The following is a 16,049-nucleotide window of genomic DNA, read 5'->3' on the forward strand; positions in this document are numbered from 1 at the left end:
GTGGAAAAAGTTTTATTAGTGGGTGTTGAAAATCAAGAAAATTTTAAAACCTTTACTGAGTCAATGGCTGAGTTAGCTAATTTAGCTGAAACAGCACAAGGTTTAGTTGTCGGTGAAATGATTCAAAAAAGACAAGCTATTGATCGTCGAACCATTTTAGGAAAAGGTAAGCTTTTGGAGTTACAATCACTTGTAGAGTCAACTGAAGCTGATACGGTTGTCTTTAACCATGAATTATCAGCAAGACAAGCTAGATTAATTGAAGAAGTAGTTAATGTTAAAATTATTGACCGAGTTCAATTAATTTTAGATATCTTTGCTATGCGAGCTAAATCAAAAGAAGGTCAGCTTCAAGTAGAGTTAGCTCAATTAAGTTATTTACTACCTCGTTTAGTCGGACAAGGTTTATCATTGTCTCGTCTTGGTGGGGGAATTGGAACAAGAGGTCCCGGTGAAACTAAATTAGAAACAGATCGTCGTCACATTAGGCAAAAAGTGACCATGATTAAGCGCGAGTTGAAACAAACAGAAGAGCATCGAGAACGTAGTCGTCAAAAAAGAAAAGAATCATCTGTTTTCCAAATAGGATTAATCGGTTACACAAATGCTGGAAAATCAAGCATTATGAATCTATTAACAGATACACAAACCTATGCTGAAAATCAATTGTTCGCAACGCTCGACCCTTTAACTAAGAAATGGCAACTTCCAGAGGGACTAGAGACAACATTGACAGATACAGTTGGTTTTATTCAAGATCTACCAACCCAATTAATTGAGGCTTTCCAATCAACTTTAGAAGAAAGTCGTAATGTCGATCTATTACTTCATGTGGTAGATACAACGTCAGATAACCGAAGTCAACAAGAAGACACAGTACTTGAATTGATTGATTCTTTAGAAATGAAGCATATCCCAGTGTTGACTGTTTATAATAAAGCGGACTTACTGGAAGGAGACGGTTTTGTTCCAACACTGTTTCCGAGTTGTTTAATTTCAGCACATCGAGAATCAGATAAGGAGATTTTGACAGAAGCAATCATCAAACAGATGAAAGGGTTGTTTGTTCCTTTTGAGAGGATATTGGAGCCAAAAGAGGCTTATCTAATTACGCAAATGCAAAAAGAACTCTTATTGGATGAGTATCATTATGATGAAGAAAAGAATCATTATTTTATAAAAGGGTATGCACCTAAGCAAACTAAATGGGTGAGAGAAAACGCTGAAGAGATAATAGAATAGTAATTCTAGATAAAATAAAAAATTTGATTAACCATGTTAGATTATCTGACATGGTTAATTGACTTTTTTTTTTTGAGCTGTTATTCTGTTTTTAACCTTGAAAGAAGAGAGGTCGAAAAAATGAGTGAAAGAGAATTGAGACGATCCCTTGCAGTTTTCCCTATGAGTTCGGTTATGAATTTAACAGATTTAACGGCTAGAAAAATTAGATACTATGAAGAACAAGGTTTAATTTTTCCTGAGCGAAATGCAGGGAACAATCGATTATTTTCTTTAAACGATATTGATCGATTACTGGATATCAAGGAAATGCTAACCCAAGAATTTTCTGTCAAAGAAATAAAAAAACAATTCGTTAAACAGGATCAGAAAAAAGAACAACTTTCTGAAGAAAAACTTCGAATTGCTTTGTATAATGATTTGATGAGAGAAAGTGGACTAAATTAAAAAGAAAAGAAGAGGCGAAATAATGGAAAAATACACAACAAATGAACAGATTAAAGAAGCAGCTCAAAAAGAGAATGTGAGATTTTTAAGACTAATGTTCACGGATATTTTAGGTAGACTAAAAAATGTTGAGGTTCCTATTAGCCAAATCGATAAAGTATTAGATAATAAAATGATGTTTGACGGCTCATCGATTGAGGGATTCGTACGTATCGAAGAAAGTGACATGTATTTATACCCAGATGTGTCAACATTCATGATCTTCCCTTGGGAAAGTGAAAAAGGTAAAGTAGCACGTTTGATCTGTGATGTTTACAATCCAGAAGGAAAACCTTTTGACGGAGACCCACGTGGAAACTTGAAACGCGTATTAAAGGAAATGACAGATTTAGGCTTCACAGGATTTAACATTGGGCCTGAGCCAGAATTTTTCCTATTTAAATTAGATGAAAATGGTCGACCGACAGACCAATTAAATGATAATGGTGGGTATTTCGACTTTGCTCCAACTGACTTAGGCGAAAACTGTCGTCGTGATATCGTATTAGAATTAGAAAGCTTAGGCTTTGAAGTGGAAGCATCTCACCATGAGTGTGCCCCTGGACAACATGAAATTGACTTTAAGTACGCTAATGCCATCGAAGCGTGTGACAACATTCAAACCTTTGAATTAGTCGTTCGTACAATTGCTCGTAAACACGGACTACACGCAACATTCATGCCAAAACCATTATACGGAATTGCTGGTAGTGGGATGCATATCAACATGTCATTGTTCAATAAAGATGGTAATGTCTTTTATGATGAAAATGGTGTGGATGGATTAAGTGAAATAGCCTATCACTTCTTAGGTGGATTATTAAAACATGCGAGAGGTTATACGGCTATCTGTAATCCGATTGTTAATTCATACAAACGTTTAGTACCTGGTTATGAAGCGCCTGTATACGTAGCATGGAGTGGTAAAAATCGTTCGCCATTAGTACGTGTGCCAAGTTCACGCGGTTTATCAACTCGTTTAGAATTACGTTCAGTCGACCCAACGGCTAATCCATACTTAGCAATGGCGGTTCTATTACAAGCAGGTCTTGACGGTATTAAAAATCAAATTACCCCACCAGCTGCTGTGGATCGTAACATTTACGTGATGACAGAAGAGGAAAGAGAGGCTGCTGAAATCACAGATTTACCATCAACTCTACACAATGCCATTAAAGCAATGAGAAAAGATGAAGTTGTGAAGGAAGCGTTAGGGGCTCACATTTATAACAACTTTGTAGAAGCGAAGAAAATGGAATGGTCAGCCTTCCGTCAACAAGTGTCAGAGTGGGAAAGAGAACAATATTTAGAGATGTATTAGGAATAGTGAGACTCACAGTCGTAGCAACGATTAGTGAGTCTTTTTTTAATGAAAAATAAGCCATATTCAGTCTTAATGAAGAAGTGTTAAATTTTTAATTGTAACTTTATTTAATTAATGAATATCTGAAATTACAAAAAAACATTCTTCATTCCTCACATTTGTGGTAAAATAGCGATAGTTGAATATAAAGGAGACATAAATAATGATAGCAGTAAGTGATTTAAGATCAGGTATGACATTTGAAAAAGATGGTAAATTAATTAAAGTTTTAGAAGCAAGTCATCATAAACCAGGTAAAGGTAACACAGTAATGCGTCTTAAATTAAGAGACATGCGTTCTGGTTCTACAACTGATACAACAATGCGTCCAGATGAAAAAGTAAAAAAAGCTCATATCGACAGTAAAGCTGTTCAATTTTTATATATTCAAGATGATATTTCAACATTCATGGATTTAGAAACATATGAACAATATGAAATCCCAGTTTCAGTTATCAATGAAGAGTTAAAATATCTATTAGACAACATGGAAGTTAAAATCCAATTTTATATTGATGAAGTTGTAGGAGTTACTTTACCAACAACAGTTGTTTTAAAAGTTGAAGAAACACAACCATCAATCAAAGGAGCTACAGTTTCTGGTTCTGGTAAACCAGCAAAAATGGAAACTGGTCTAGTTGTAAACGTTCCTGATTTTATCGAAGCAGGAGAGTTATTAGAAGTAAATACTTCAGATGGCTCATATGTGAAACGTGCTAAATAAACAAAGTCATTTTGACTTTGTTTTTTTTATATTAAGAATTATAGAAGTTTTAAAGAATATTTTATAAATGGTAAACATGTAATCAACAGTATGCTATACTGAAATGTGTAATTATTATAATAAGAGAGGGAGGAGCAAGATGAGTATTCATTTTATGGACTTGTTCAAGCCCGATACCTGGCAATATTTTTTCAGCAATTATTTTTCTACTAATTTACTTATCCATATAATTGATATATTTGTTGTGTGGTTTGTTATTTATAAGCTAATCATGCTTTTAAATGGCACAAAAGCAATTCAGGTGTTTAAGGGGATTGCAGTGATTATTATTGTAAGAATAATCAGCGATTTTATCGGACTAACGACAGTTTCGTGGTTGATGAGTCAAGTGATAACCTATGGAGCTATTGCAGCTATTGTTATTTTTCAACCAGAAGTTAGACGTGGTTTAGAGCATTTAGGTAGAGGCTCGATACTAAAAAGTATAAAAAAACAAACAGATCATAAAGACAGATTAATTATTGAATTAGATGAGTCGATTCAATATATGTCAAAAAGAAAAATTGGAGCCTTGATATGTATTGAAAATCGAGATAGCTTAATGGATTATGTGGATACAGGGATTTCTTTAGATTCTGACATCTCAAATCAATTATTGATTAATATTTTTATTCCTAATACACCACTTCATGATGGTGCAGTTATTATTCAAAATGATAAAATAGCTTCGGCTTGTTCATATCTACCACTATCTGAGAGTACATTAATTCCTAAAGAATATGGAACAAGACATAGGGCGGCAATTGGTCTTAGTGAAGTGAGTGATGCCATAACAATTATTGTTTCTGAGGAAACGGGTGATGTTAGTGTTACTTTCCGTAATCAATTTTTACCTCATTTAACCAGAGAAGAGTATATTAATATTTTAAATCAAGAATTAATTCAAAAAATAGAAGAAAATAAACAGAACTTTTTTTACCAGTTTATTGAAGATGCTAAAAGCGGGTTCAAGGGAGGTAAAAAATAATGAAAAAAGATAAAAAAGGAATATGGATTGTTAGAATTTTATCTTTATTCTTTGCTGTTTTACTATTCTATAATGCCAATTCGTCTCGTTTAAATGAAGAAGATGTTATTTTTACAGAGCTATCGGCTATTGCTGAAAAAGTTCCGGTGAATGTGACATATAATCAAGATAAGTATTTTATATCTGGTTATGACCAAGCAGTTGATGTTGAACTTAAAAGCTCCAATAAAATTCTGCTAGATAAAGAATCAAATGCTGAGACAAGAAGTTTCTCGATTGTCATGGATTTGACTAAATATGCTGAAGGAACACATGAAGTTCCTCTCCAAATAGTTGGTTTACCCAATGCAATCAAAGGCACCATTAAACCTAATAAACTGGCTGTCACAATAGAAAAGAAAAAAAGCAATAAATTTCCAGTAGAAGCAGCCATTGATAGTAAAATTTTCGCTAAAGGCTTTGAAATTGAGAAAGCTTCGATTGAACCAGAAAATGTGACGTTATCTGGTGGGGAAGAAACTATAAAAAAAGTATCAAAAGTAATTGCTGGTATAAGTGATCAAACTAATATCACAAGTGATTTCTCACAAAAGGTTAAACTATATGCGATTGATGATAAAGGTGAACCGTTGAATGTGAAAATTGATCCAGAGAGCGCTCGAGTTGATGTGAGTGTGAAAGCACCGACTAAGCGAGTAAAAGTAAATCCCATTCAATCTGGTAAAATACCTCAAGGAATAACGGATTATAGTTTTTCTATGAAAGATGACAAAGTTGATATAACAGGTCCAAAAGAAATATTGGATGAAATAAGTGCAATTGATTTAAAAATTGACACAAGTAATATCAGAGAAACAACAAGTAGTTCTTATATAGTGGTTGTGCCAAAAGAAATAAAAGTTGATCCAGATACAATTTTAGTTACAGTGATACCTAAAAGTGGTGGAGCAAAATCAACTTCAGAAAGTAAAGATAAATCGACATCATCAACAAAATCTGATAAAATTTCGATGGACGTTACTAAAAAAGATAAATAAAATATTATAGAATGAGTTAGGAGATTTTTTTTAAAATGGGTAAATATTTTGGAACTGATGGCGTTAGAGGCATTGCAAATCAAGAATTAACACCTGAATTAGCATTTAAGATTGGTCGTTGTGGTGGGTATGTATTATGTCAGCATAGTGAACAAGAAAATAAAAAACCACAAGTTTTAGTAGCACGTGATACACGTATTTCAGGTCAATTGTTAGAACAAGCATTGATTGCTGGTTTATTATCAGTGGGAATTGAAGTGCTTCAATTAGGCGTTATTTCGACACCTGGCGTTTCATATTTAACGCGTACTCAAAAAGCAGCTGCAGGTGTTATGATTTCAGCATCACATAATCCAGCAGCAGATAATGGTATTAAATTCTTTGGTCCAGATGGCTTTAAATTAGCAGATGATGAAGAATTAGAAATCGAAGCTTTATTAGATGCAACAGAGGACATATTACCACGTCCTTCAGCAGATGGCTTAGGAACTTTAGATGACTATCCAGAAGGTTTACAAAAATACATGGAATTCTTAAAAGAGACAATCCCTGGTGATTTATCAGGACTTTCAGTTAGTTTAGATGGAGCAAATGGCGCAACTGCACCAATCGTTAACCATTTATTCGCAGATTTAGATACTGAATTCTCTACAATGGGTGTGAAACCAAATGGAATTAATATTAATGACGGCGTTGGTTCGACTCACCCAGAAGAATTAGCTAAATTCGTTTTAGAAAATAAATCTGACTTAGGCTTAGCTTTTGATGGTGATGGCGACCGTGTGATTGCTGTGGATGAAAAAGGAAATATTGTCGATGGGGATAAGATTCTTTACATCTGTGGTAAGTATTTAAAAGCTCATGGAAAACTTAAAGGTGACACAATCGTTGCGACTGTTATGAGTAATTTAGGTTTCCATAAAGCTGTTAGTGATGCAGACATGAACGCAGTTTGTACACAAGTTGGAGATCGTTATGTTGTTGAAGAGATGAGAAAGTCTGATTATAACTTAGGTGGGGAACAATCAGGACATATTGTTTTTCTAGATTATAATACAACAGGAGACGGCTTACTTTCAGGCATCCAATTGATGAATGTTATGAAAGAAACGGGTAAAACTTTATCAGAATTAACATCTGAAATTGAAGAGTACCCTCAAAAATTAGTTAATATAAAAGTAAGTGATAAATATGGGGCAATGGATGTTCCAGCTATTAAGGCTGTCATTGAAGAAGTAGAAGCAGAAATGAAGGGTGACGGTCGTATTTTAGTCAGACCTTCAGGAACTGAACCGTTACTACGTGTTATGGCAGAAGCTCCTACAAAAGAAAAAGTTGATTATTATGTCGATAAGATTGCAGCTATCGTTGTGAAAGAAATTGGTTTAGATTAAACAAGAGTGAAGAAAAAAATGCTTTGCTCCAGTTACTAAAGGTGAAGAAGCAGATTTTTTATTCTAGACTAATATAGATGTTGAGAAGGAATGATGATTCATTCTAACTCAACATTTTTTTTATTCTTAAAATTTGCTATAATAATGACATATTAAGAATAAGGGGAAATTTGATGCGCGTTATAGCAGGTAATTTTAAAGGTAGAAAATTAAATTCTTTATCCGGAGACAACACTAGACCGACAAGTGATAAAATAAAAGGTTCCGTATTTAATATGATTGGTCCTTATTTTGATGACGAAGTTGTTTTAGATTTATACAGTGGTAGCGGTAATTTAGCGATTGAGGCAGTTTCTAGAGGTGCTAAAAAAGCCTATTGTTTTGATAATCACTTTCAGGCAATTAGTATTATTAATGAAAATATAGCCTTAACAAAACAAGGCTCAGATTTTGTCGTAAAGAAAATGGATGCTGATAAGGCATTGGATTGGTTAGCTAGTAATAAAGTTAGTTTTGATTTAGTTTTTCTGGACCCCCCATACGCTAAACAAACAATAGAGACACAATTAGAAAAAATGATGGAGCTAAATTTATTAGCCCCCTTTTGTAAAGTAGTGTGTGAAACTGATAAATTTGTTGATTTACCAGAAACAATTAATGAATTATCATTAACCAAATCTCAAAATTATGGTACCACAAAAGTGACTATTTATCGTTATATAAAGGAGGATTAGAAATTGGTTGATAAAAGAATAGCTCTCTTTCCTGGAAGCTTTGATCCTTTTACCAATGGACATTTAAACACAGTTGAAAGAGCTAGTATACTTTTTGATGAAGTGATTATTGGTATTTTTACAAATACAACAAAGAAGCCATTATTTACTGCAGAAGAAAAGAAGAAACTAACGGAAAAAGCTGTAAGCCAATTAAGTAATGTTCGTGTTATTTTACAATCTGAAGGCCTGACAATTCATATTGCTAAAGAATTACAAGCTAATTTTTTAATTCGTGGTGTTAGAAATAATCAAGATTACGAGTATGAAAAAAATATTGCTTCTATGAATCGTACAATGGACGGCTCGATTGATACGATTTTTCTACTTGCAGATGATAACTTCAGTAATATCAGCTCCAGTATGATTAAAGAAATAGCAAAGTTTAAGGGGGATGTTTCATCTTTTGTTCCAACAGAAGTTAATAAAGCGTTGATAGAAAAATTTAGATAGGACTAACTAAATGGAAGTTAAAGAAAACAAGTATTTAAAAAAATTAATTATTTTTTTTATTGTATTATTACTACTCATGGCCATAATTCCAATCCCTTATTTTGTCGAAATGCCAGGAAGTTCTGAAAATATTCGTGATCACGTGACAGTAAATGAAAAAAGAGATTCTTATGATGGCTCATTTATGTTAACAACTGTTGCCGTTCAACAAGCGACTGTTGCTACTTTGATTAGAGGATATTTTGATCCAAATAATGATTTAATTAGCAAAGAAGAAATGATGGGAACCAGTAGCGATATGGAATATGAAGAGATGCAACGCTATCATATGGAGACATCCCAAAATTTTGCGATAAAAAATGCGTTAGACTTGGCTAATAAGCCTTATAAAATGGAGTATATGGGTGTCTATGTGATGGAAATGGATGAGCATTCAAACTTTAATCATTTACTTGAAGTGGGGGATACGATTTACGCAGTTGATGATAAAAAATTAAATTCGTCAAATGATTTAATTCAATATGTTCAAAATAAAAAACCAGGTGATAAAATTACGCTGGATTATATCAGAGATAATAAAAAGAAGCAGACATCAGCGAAGTTAATAAAATTAACGGGTTCTAAAAAAGCAGGCATTGGCATTTCATTAGTTGATCATACGGAGATAAAGTCAAAAGAAAAGATAAAATTTCAAACAGAAGATATTGGAGGTCCCTCTGCTGGCCTGATGTTTACGTTAGAGTTATATGGATTGTTAACAGATAATGACTTAAGACAAGGTAAAGAGGTTGCTGGGACAGGAACTATCGACCAGGAGGGTGTGGTTGGTCGAATAGGAGGAATTGATAAAAAGGTAATTGCAGCTGATCAAGAAGGGGCAGAGTTATTCTTTGCTCCAGACGACGATATTGATAAGGAAACTAAAAAAGAATTTCCTGAAATCCAATCAAACTATCAAGAAGCTCTTGAATCAGTTAAGAAAAATAACTTAGATATTAAAGTAATTCCTGTTAAAACGGTTAAAGACGCTATTGAATATTTAGAAAAAGAAAAGTAAGAATGTTTAAATAACATTTCTTGCTTTTTTTTTCATATTTTATAAGTAAGGAGGAAGAGTTAATGAGAAAAGTAAAAAAGTACATAAAGCAAGAAAAATTAGTCATTTTATTAGGAGTATTAATTATAGTATTACTTGTGGTAGGTGCTTTTCTGTTTTTAAAATCAGATGATAGTCAATCAAAAACGGTTTTAGAATTTAGTAAAGAATCCAATAGTGTTGTAACAAGTGAATCTAGTTCAGCAATTAAATCTGATTCTAAAATGTATGTGGACATTAAAGGAGCGGTTGTCAAACCAGGAATGTATGAAGTGACACCAGAGATGAGAATTCTTAATGTAATAGAGCTGTCAGGTGGGTTGCTTAAAGAAGCAGATGATAAACAGATTAATTTTTCTCAAAGAATTGAAGATCAGATGGTTATTTATATTCCAAAAGAGGGAGAAGAGATAGCTGAATTACAAAATACTGTGGCTGTAAATGGAACTAATGATAAAAGTACAAAAAGCGAAGAAGGAAAAATCAATTTGAACCAAGCAAGTAAAGAAGAGTTGATGACGCTAAATGGGATTGGTGAAAAGAAAGCAGAGAAAATTATTGAACATCGGGAAGAAAATGGCTCTTTTGAATCAATTGAAGATTTAAAGAAAGTTAATGGATTTGGTGAAAAAACATTTGAAAGTTTGCGAGAATCAATTACAATTTAAGAGAAGCTTATAGTAAGAGAAAGGGGTTTTTTAAAATGGAAAAAAATTATGAAAGAATTCCTTGGGATCAATATTTTATGGGGCAAAGTTTACTGCTGTCTCTAAGAAGTACGTGTACAAGATTAGCCGTAGGGGCAACAATTGTAAGGGATAAGCGGATTATAGCTGGAGGATATAATGGTTCAGTCAGTGGAGATGTTCATTGTATTGATGAAGGATGTTACTTAGTTGATGAGCACTGTGTTCGGACAATACATGCTGAGATGAATGCAATTCTACAATGTGCAAAATTCGGTGTTAAAACAGATAAAGCTGAAATTTATGTTACTCATTTCCCGTGTTTACAATGTACCAAGATGATTCTCCAATCAGGTATTAAAACAATTCATTATTTGAAAGATTATCATAATAATGAATATGCTATTCGTTTAATCGAGCAAGCAGGTGCTTCAGTCCATCAAGTTAAACTTTCAAAAAAATATTTCGAATCTTTAGATTTTGGTGATGAAACCAATTTACCTTCTAAAGGAGAATAGAGGCTTATATTTTTTCCCGATTATTTTATTTGTTGTCTATTTAATATTGTTAAAGGAAAAAAAATTACCATATCTTATTTTGTTTTTTATTGTATTGCTTAGAATTATTTGTTTTAGAAATAAAGAGATACTATTATTAACAGGTATCTTAATATTATTTAGCACGCTTTTTTGGTGGGTGAAACTTAATAGCTTTCCAAATGATTATCAAGAGAATCAGGCAGTTTCTATTTCCCTTGTTCCTGATACGATAAAGGTTGATGGAGCTGTCTTAAGTTTTGAAGGTAAATTAGGGATTAAAAAAGACCCTGTTCTTATAACTTATATTTTGAAAAATGAAAAAGAAAAAAACTTTATCGAAAATAATAAAAAAACACTTATAATAACAGGTAAAGTAGAATTAGCTGAACTTTCTGGTAATCGGAATTTAAACGGATTTGATTACAGTAAGTACTTAGAAAATAAAGGTCATTTTAAGCGATATAATTTAAATGAAATAATCAGAATTAAGTCGTATGATAATAAATGGTATCAAATATTCGGAAAACTTAAAGAATGGCGTAGAGCTTGTTTTATTCATAATAAGAACCACTTTGAGGAATTAACTCAAAGTTATCTGAACTCTTTGATTTTTGGGTTTCAAAATAACGGACCAGGCAATTATCAGAAAACATGGCGAGATTTAGGTGTGGCTCATTTATTTAGTTTATCTGGCATGCATATTTATTTTTTCTTATTCATTTTTGATTATCTTTTGTTAAGATGTGCTATGACAAAAGAAAACTTATTCAAGTGGAACCTATTGTTTACTTTTTTTGTTATGATTATGACGGGTTTGGGACCTGGAATGGTTAGAGCTGGTCTTCAGCATATAACGAAGCAACTTAATCGTAAGTATGAGTGTAAGTTAAGTAATCTAGATTGCTGGTCCATTGCGTTGTTTATCAACTCTTTATTTGATCCTTATGTTTTATTGACAGTTGGAGGGCAACTAACATATTATATGACATTCTTAATTATAATGTTGAATCCGATTATCAAAAAAATAAAACAACCATTTCTAAAATTTCTTAGTTTTAATATTATTTTATCAACCCTATCGCTACCGCTTATTTGGTATCATTTTTATGAATGGAATTTTTTGAGTTTTTTTATGAATCTCGTTTTAGGATCGTTTATACTGTGTTTATTAATGCCGATTTTATTAATCAGCTTTTTATTATCTTTTGTTTTTAGAGGGTATCATTTTCTATTTGTTGAGCGCTTTCTGATACTTTTTCAAAAAATCGGAAATACTTTAAATGATATCGATTTTTCACATCAAGTAGTTGGTAAGCTACCATTAACTTTATTAGTTATTTTAATCGTTTCGCAATTACTTATTTTAAGAGAATTTGAAAAAAATCACTTTAAAATCAGTTTAAAATTTTGTTTTCTAAGTAGTGTCACTTTATTAATGCCTTTCTATAAATACATGAATCCTAGTGGAATAATCGCTTTTGTTGATATCGGGCAAGGAGATGCTATCTTTCTCCAGTTACCTCATCATAAAGGAAATTACTTATTAGATACTGGAGGTAGGCTTGATTTTAAAGTAGAAGACTGGCAAAAAAGATCTGACAAAAGAGGTGCAGATTATACGTTGATTCCTTTTTTAAAAAGTCGTGGCGTTAAAAAAATTGATACCGTATTTATTTCTCATGCCCATGAAGATCATTTTGGTGATTTAGATCGAGTGAGTGACGCTTTTAATATCAAATCACTTTATTTTGGGGAAGGAACAGCCAATCAAGTGAATTTCAAAAAAATGCTTAATTATCAAGGGCTTGATAGGGCTAATAAAAAAATAATAAAAACTAATAACTCTTGGTCAAAAGAAGGAGTTAGCTTAAAGTGCTTGTTTCCTGATAAAAAAGGTGATGGTCAAAATAATGATTCACTGGTAATGATGTTAACGATTAAAAATAAAAAATTTCTTTTAACAGGAGATTTGGAAAAAGAAGGGGAACAACAATTGATGGCTAATCCAGAGATTGATTTAAAAGCTGATGTATTAAAGGCGGGGCATCATGGCAGTAAAACATCAACACATCCCGAATTTTTAGAAAGAGTTGCTCCAGAGTTAGTTACAATCTCCTGTGGACTTAATAATCGGTATAACCACCCATCAGAAGAAACAATCGAAAATCTAGATAATCATGGAATTCCGTATTATGAAACAGATGAACAAGGGATGATTTATTTTACTTGGAATAAATATAAAAAAAATATTTCTAGTGTAAAGACAATAAAATAGATAGATATAAAGATGTATTTTATGATAGGATGTAATTTAAAGTGGGTGAATGAAAAGTGTCATTACAAAAGGAATTAGCAGAACTAAGAAAAAAGAATTTTAAACCGATTTATACATTATTTGGAACAGAGCGTCATTTAATTAATATGTTTAAAAATACCTTAAAGCAAGAAATTTCGGTTGATGGAGAAGATGAATTTAATTTCATTACCTTTGATATGGGGGAGGTCGAAGTCAGTCAAGTGATTCATGAAGCAGAAACAGTTCCTTTTTTTGGTGATTATAAAGTCATCTTTGTTGAAAATCCCTATTTTTTAACCGGAGAAAGAAGAAAAAATGATTTAGAACATGATGTTTCATCTCTTAATTCTTATTTAGAAAATCCTCTAGAAACAACTATTCTTGTTTTTATTGCTAGTTATGAAAAGATGGACGAACGGAAAAAAATAGTAAAACTATTGAAAAAAGAAAGTTGTCTTGTTGATGTGAAACAAATGTCCGAAAAAGAGTTAACTCCCTATTTGAAGCAATATATTGAGAACGAAGGATATCAAATTGACAAACTAGCCTTTGAGCAACTGACTTATTTAACAGATATGGATTTAAGCCGAATGATGAATGAATTAGATAAATTATTTTTGTATCGGTTAGATACTAAAATTATTAAGCGAACTGATGTAGAGGCGTTAATTCCAAAGTCTCTAGAGCATAATATTTTTGATTTAAGTCAATATGTATTATCTAACCAAATGATGCAATCATTATCTTTATATCATGATCTTATTCACGATGGAGAGGAAACAATTAAAGTAATTGCTGTTTTATTAGGTCAAGTACGTTTATTATTACAGGTGAAGTTATTACTAGATATGAATTATCAACAAAGCAATATCACGGATACACTTAAAATTCATCCTTACCGAGTAAAATTAGCGGTTAATCAAAGTAAAAATTTAACATTAGGTACTTTGGGTGAGATGTTTAACGAGTTAATCGATATAGATTATCAAATAAAGACAGGTCAAATGGATAAAGAACTTATCTTTGAAATGTTTTTATTGAAAAAAAGATAAAATAAAAAACTTGATGACTTGAAATCGTAATGATTTCAGTCCATCAAGTTTTTATTATTTAGCTAATTTTTTAGCTAAGCGAGATTTTTCGCGGTTAGCTTTATTTTGATGAATAAGTCCTTTTGAAGAGACTACATCAATTTCTCTAGTAGCAGCTACTAATAATTCTTGTTGGTTATCAGCATTTGCTTCTACAGCTTTTTCAAAATTTTTCACAGCAGTACGCATTCTGCTTAATTTAGCAGAGTTAGCTTCATTTGATTTTTCACTAGTGCGAACGCGTTTGATAGCAGATTCGATGTTTGGCATTAAAAATTCACCTCCGACATAGAGTTTATATTTGATTAACAAATATAATTCAACATTCTCATTATACAGAAAGCACAATAAGTTTGCAATAAATAATGTAAAAAGATATCGATTAAATTGGTAAAACAGAAACACCAATAAAATCTGGTCCGGAGTAAACACCTAAAACTGGGCTTACTTCATCGATGTAGAAGTATCGATATTTACTAAAAGATTCTTTCATTTTTTCCATTAGTTGGTTAGCCTCTTCAAGATCAGTTCCATAAGAAATAGCTAAATCGTATTGTTCAGCATCCCCAATTGTTTTCTCAACACAGTTCATTAGTTTACTCAGTCCTTTTTTACGACCACGTGCTTTACCAACTGTATGGTAGATACCGTCTTCATTACAAGAGATGATAGGGTTTAAATGAAGTGCAGAACCAATAATAGAAGTAACTAAACCAATACGACCGCCTTTTTTCAAATATTCTAAGGTTGCCATACTGAAAAAAACTTTTCCTTTTTGGGGTAATTCAGCAGCAACTATTTTTAATTCAGAAAAAGGAAGTCCTTTATCAATTTCTATTTTCATGTAAGCAGCTTGAATTCCAGCGCCACCACCAATACTTTTTGTATCAACGATGAAACTTTCAATTTCTGGATGTTCTTCAAGAGCTAAGCGAAGTGCATTGTGAGTGCCACTTAAATTACTTGAAATCGACATACATAGAATTTTATCGTATCCTTGTTCTTTGATTTGAACAATAAGATCTTGGATATAAGAAATAGAGGGTAACGATGTTTTAGGTAGTTCAATATCAATCCGATCATAGACTTCTTTAGAGGTAATTTCAATTTTATCCATGTAGCTTCGGTCACGGTAGTTAATATTTAAAGGGGCGACAAAAATTCCTCCTAATTCTATTAATTCGGGTGGTGTATCCATTGCTGAATCAACAAGTAAGGCAATTTTTTCTTTCAATTAATTTTCCTCCAGGAGTTTATTTTGGGTTAGTAAGTCGTTTAAGCTGTTTTCAGTAATTAGTTTTGCGATAAAAGTAGTACAAGCCATCTGAATTGGAGTATAGCCATGTTTGATATGGTCAATGCTAGTACTCTCATTCTCTTTTAAAATAAAATATTTAATAGTTGCTTCGAGATGGTCACAAAAGAAATTATAAGCATCTCTTGAATCAGTTGAATCTATTTGAAATTCAATGCCACTTTTTATAGCAGGAATCTCAAAAGCTTGCTTTAAAATAGTGATGACCATAATTCGTGCTAAGTGATTACGTCCATATTTTTTCTTGTGTGGTTTTGGAACTAGTTTAAGCTTTACATAATTATTAATCATTGACGGTGTGATATCTTTTGAGTGGCTTAACTTTAAGTCAGAAGTATGTATGATCACATACTGGACTAACTGATCCATATAGATGTCAATTTCTGGAAGTTCATCCCATCTAGGAAGGATTAGTTCAGCTAGATTATCTTCCCATTCTTTATTTGGCATTTATCTGGTCTCCTTAAAAAGTTCATCTAGTAATCAAAACTATATCATGGGTTTTTGATAATTACAATAAAAATGAA

The 16,049-nt window shown here is 32.3% G+C and carries 17 protein-coding genes; 14 read left to right on the forward strand and 3 right to left on the reverse strand.

Features of this window, described 5'->3' with window-relative positions; genetic code table 11:
* The 14 genes from hflX (at nt 1) to holA (ending at nt 14,168) form a co-directional block, all read left to right on the forward strand.
* Nucleotides 1-1,242, forward strand: a complete 1,242-nt coding sequence (gene hflX, locus FM121_RS11475; protein ID WP_086952299.1) for a GTPase HflX — start codon at nt 1-3, stop codon at nt 1,240-1,242.
* A gap of 120 nt (nt 1,243-1,362) precedes the next feature.
* Entirely contained in the window at nt 1,363-1,689 is a 327-nt protein-coding gene (locus FM121_RS11480; RefSeq protein ID WP_086952300.1) for a MerR family transcriptional regulator, read from the forward strand.
* A gap of 22 nt (nt 1,690-1,711) precedes the next feature.
* Nucleotides 1,712-3,049 carry a type I glutamate--ammonia ligase gene (glnA, locus tag FM121_RS11485; RefSeq protein WP_086952301.1) on the forward strand — a complete coding sequence of 446 codons (1,338 nt, stop codon included), beginning with the start codon at nt 1,712-1,714 and terminating at the stop codon, nt 3,047-3,049.
* A gap of 205 nt (nt 3,050-3,254) precedes the next feature.
* Nucleotides 3,255-3,815 carry an elongation factor P gene (gene efp, locus FM121_RS11490; protein ID WP_086952302.1) on the forward strand — a complete coding sequence of 187 codons (561 nt, stop codon included), beginning with the start codon at nt 3,255-3,257 and terminating at the stop codon, nt 3,813-3,815.
* 139 nt (nt 3,816-3,954) lie between these two features.
* On the forward strand, nt 3,955-4,842 hold the full coding sequence (gene cdaA / locus FM121_RS11495) for a diadenylate cyclase CdaA (RefSeq protein ID WP_086952303.1): 888 nt from the start codon (nt 3,955-3,957) through the stop codon (nt 4,840-4,842).
* Nucleotides 4,842-5,879, forward strand: a complete 1,038-nt coding sequence (locus tag FM121_RS11500; protein WP_086952304.1) for a CdaR family protein — start codon at nt 4,842-4,844, stop codon at nt 5,877-5,879. Before cdaA ends, FM121_RS11500 begins: the two co-directional genes overlap by 1 nt.
* Before the next feature lie 35 nt (nt 5,880-5,914).
* Entirely contained in the window at nt 5,915-7,273 is a 1,359-nt protein-coding gene (gene glmM / locus FM121_RS11505) for a phosphoglucosamine mutase (protein ID WP_086952305.1), read from the forward strand.
* Nucleotides 7,274-7,446: 173 nt separating this feature from the next.
* On the forward strand, nt 7,447-8,007 hold the full coding sequence (gene rsmD, locus FM121_RS11510; RefSeq protein ID WP_086952306.1) for a 16S rRNA (guanine(966)-N(2))-methyltransferase RsmD: 561 nt from the start codon (nt 7,447-7,449) through the stop codon (nt 8,005-8,007).
* Nucleotides 8,008-8,010: 3 nt separating this feature from the next.
* Nucleotides 8,011-8,499 (forward strand): pantetheine-phosphate adenylyltransferase, encoded by a 489-nt coding sequence (gene coaD, locus FM121_RS11515; RefSeq protein WP_086952307.1) that lies wholly within the window; start codon nt 8,011-8,013, stop codon nt 8,497-8,499.
* Nucleotides 8,500-8,509: 10 nt separating this feature from the next.
* Entirely contained in the window at nt 8,510-9,556 is a 1,047-nt protein-coding gene (locus FM121_RS11520; RefSeq protein WP_086952308.1) for a SepM family pheromone-processing serine protease, read from the forward strand.
* 62 nt (nt 9,557-9,618) lie between these two features.
* Nucleotides 9,619-10,263: a helix-hairpin-helix domain-containing protein gene (locus FM121_RS11525; protein WP_086952309.1), complete on the forward strand. Its 645-nt coding sequence runs from the start codon at nt 9,619-9,621 to the stop codon at nt 10,261-10,263.
* 35 nt (nt 10,264-10,298) lie between these two features.
* On the forward strand, nt 10,299-10,799 hold the full coding sequence (locus FM121_RS11530) for a ComE operon protein 2 (RefSeq protein ID WP_086952310.1): 501 nt from the start codon (nt 10,299-10,301) through the stop codon (nt 10,797-10,799).
* A gap of 178 nt (nt 10,800-10,977) precedes the next feature.
* Nucleotides 10,978-13,095 carry a DNA internalization-related competence protein ComEC/Rec2 gene (locus tag FM121_RS11535; protein ID WP_179203864.1) on the forward strand — a complete coding sequence of 706 codons (2,118 nt, stop codon included), beginning with the start codon at nt 10,978-10,980 and terminating at the stop codon, nt 13,093-13,095.
* 56 nt (nt 13,096-13,151) lie between these two features.
* Nucleotides 13,152-14,168, forward strand: a complete 1,017-nt coding sequence (gene holA, locus FM121_RS11540; RefSeq protein ID WP_086952312.1) for a DNA polymerase III subunit delta — start codon at nt 13,152-13,154, stop codon at nt 14,166-14,168.
* Nucleotides 14,169-14,222: 54 nt separating this feature from the next.
* Here holA and rpsT read toward each other — a convergent pair whose 3' ends face one another.
* The 3 genes from rpsT to FM121_RS11555 form a co-directional block, all read right to left on the reverse strand.
* Nucleotides 14,223-14,477: a 30S ribosomal protein S20 gene (rpsT, locus tag FM121_RS11545; RefSeq protein WP_086952313.1), complete on the reverse strand. Its 255-nt coding sequence runs from the start codon at nt 14,475-14,477 to the stop codon at nt 14,223-14,225.
* Nucleotides 14,478-14,589: 112 nt separating this feature from the next.
* Nucleotides 14,590-15,441, reverse strand: a complete 852-nt coding sequence (locus FM121_RS11550; protein ID WP_256958454.1) for a DegV family protein — start codon at nt 15,439-15,441, stop codon at nt 14,590-14,592.
* Complete coding sequence (locus FM121_RS11555; RefSeq protein ID WP_086952314.1) at nt 15,442-15,972, reverse strand: DUF1836 domain-containing protein; 531 nt, start codon at nt 15,970-15,972, stop codon at nt 15,442-15,444.
* Between the last annotated feature and the right edge of the window lie 77 nt (nt 15,973-16,049).

Origin of the sequence: Vagococcus fluvialis bH819 (assembly GCF_900163795.1) — a bacterium.
Classification (GTDB): Bacteria; Bacillota; Bacilli; order Lactobacillales; family Vagococcaceae; genus Vagococcus; species Vagococcus fluvialis_A.

Coding starts and splice junctions, on each gene's coding strand:
- FM121_RS11480 (WP_086952300.1), top strand. CDS start 1,363: ATGAGTGAAAGAGAATTGAGACGATCCCTTGCAGTTTTCCCTATGAGT.
- glnA (WP_086952301.1), top strand. CDS start 1,712: ATGGAAAAATACACAACAAATGAACAGATTAAAGAAGCAGCTCAAAAA.
- efp (WP_086952302.1), top strand. CDS start 3,255: ATGATAGCAGTAAGTGATTTAAGATCAGGTATGACATTTGAAAAAGAT.
- cdaA (WP_086952303.1), top strand. CDS start 3,955: ATGAGTATTCATTTTATGGACTTGTTCAAGCCCGATACCTGGCAATAT.
- FM121_RS11500 (WP_086952304.1), top strand. CDS start 4,842: ATGAAAAAAGATAAAAAAGGAATATGGATTGTTAGAATTTTATCTTTA.
- glmM (WP_086952305.1), top strand. CDS start 5,915: ATGGGTAAATATTTTGGAACTGATGGCGTTAGAGGCATTGCAAATCAA.
- rsmD (WP_086952306.1), top strand. CDS start 7,447: ATGCGCGTTATAGCAGGTAATTTTAAAGGTAGAAAATTAAATTCTTTA.
- FM121_RS11520 (WP_086952308.1), top strand. CDS start 8,510: ATGGAAGTTAAAGAAAACAAGTATTTAAAAAAATTAATTATTTTTTTT.
- FM121_RS11525 (WP_086952309.1), top strand. CDS start 9,619: ATGAGAAAAGTAAAAAAGTACATAAAGCAAGAAAAATTAGTCATTTTA.
- FM121_RS11530 (WP_086952310.1), top strand. CDS start 10,299: ATGGAAAAAAATTATGAAAGAATTCCTTGGGATCAATATTTTATGGGG.
- rpsT (WP_086952313.1), bottom strand. CDS start 14,477: ATGCCAAACATCGAATCTGCTATCAAACGCGTTCGCACTAGTGAAAAA.
- FM121_RS11555 (WP_086952314.1), bottom strand. CDS start 15,972: ATGCCAAATAAAGAATGGGAAGATAATCTAGCTGAACTAATCCTTCCT.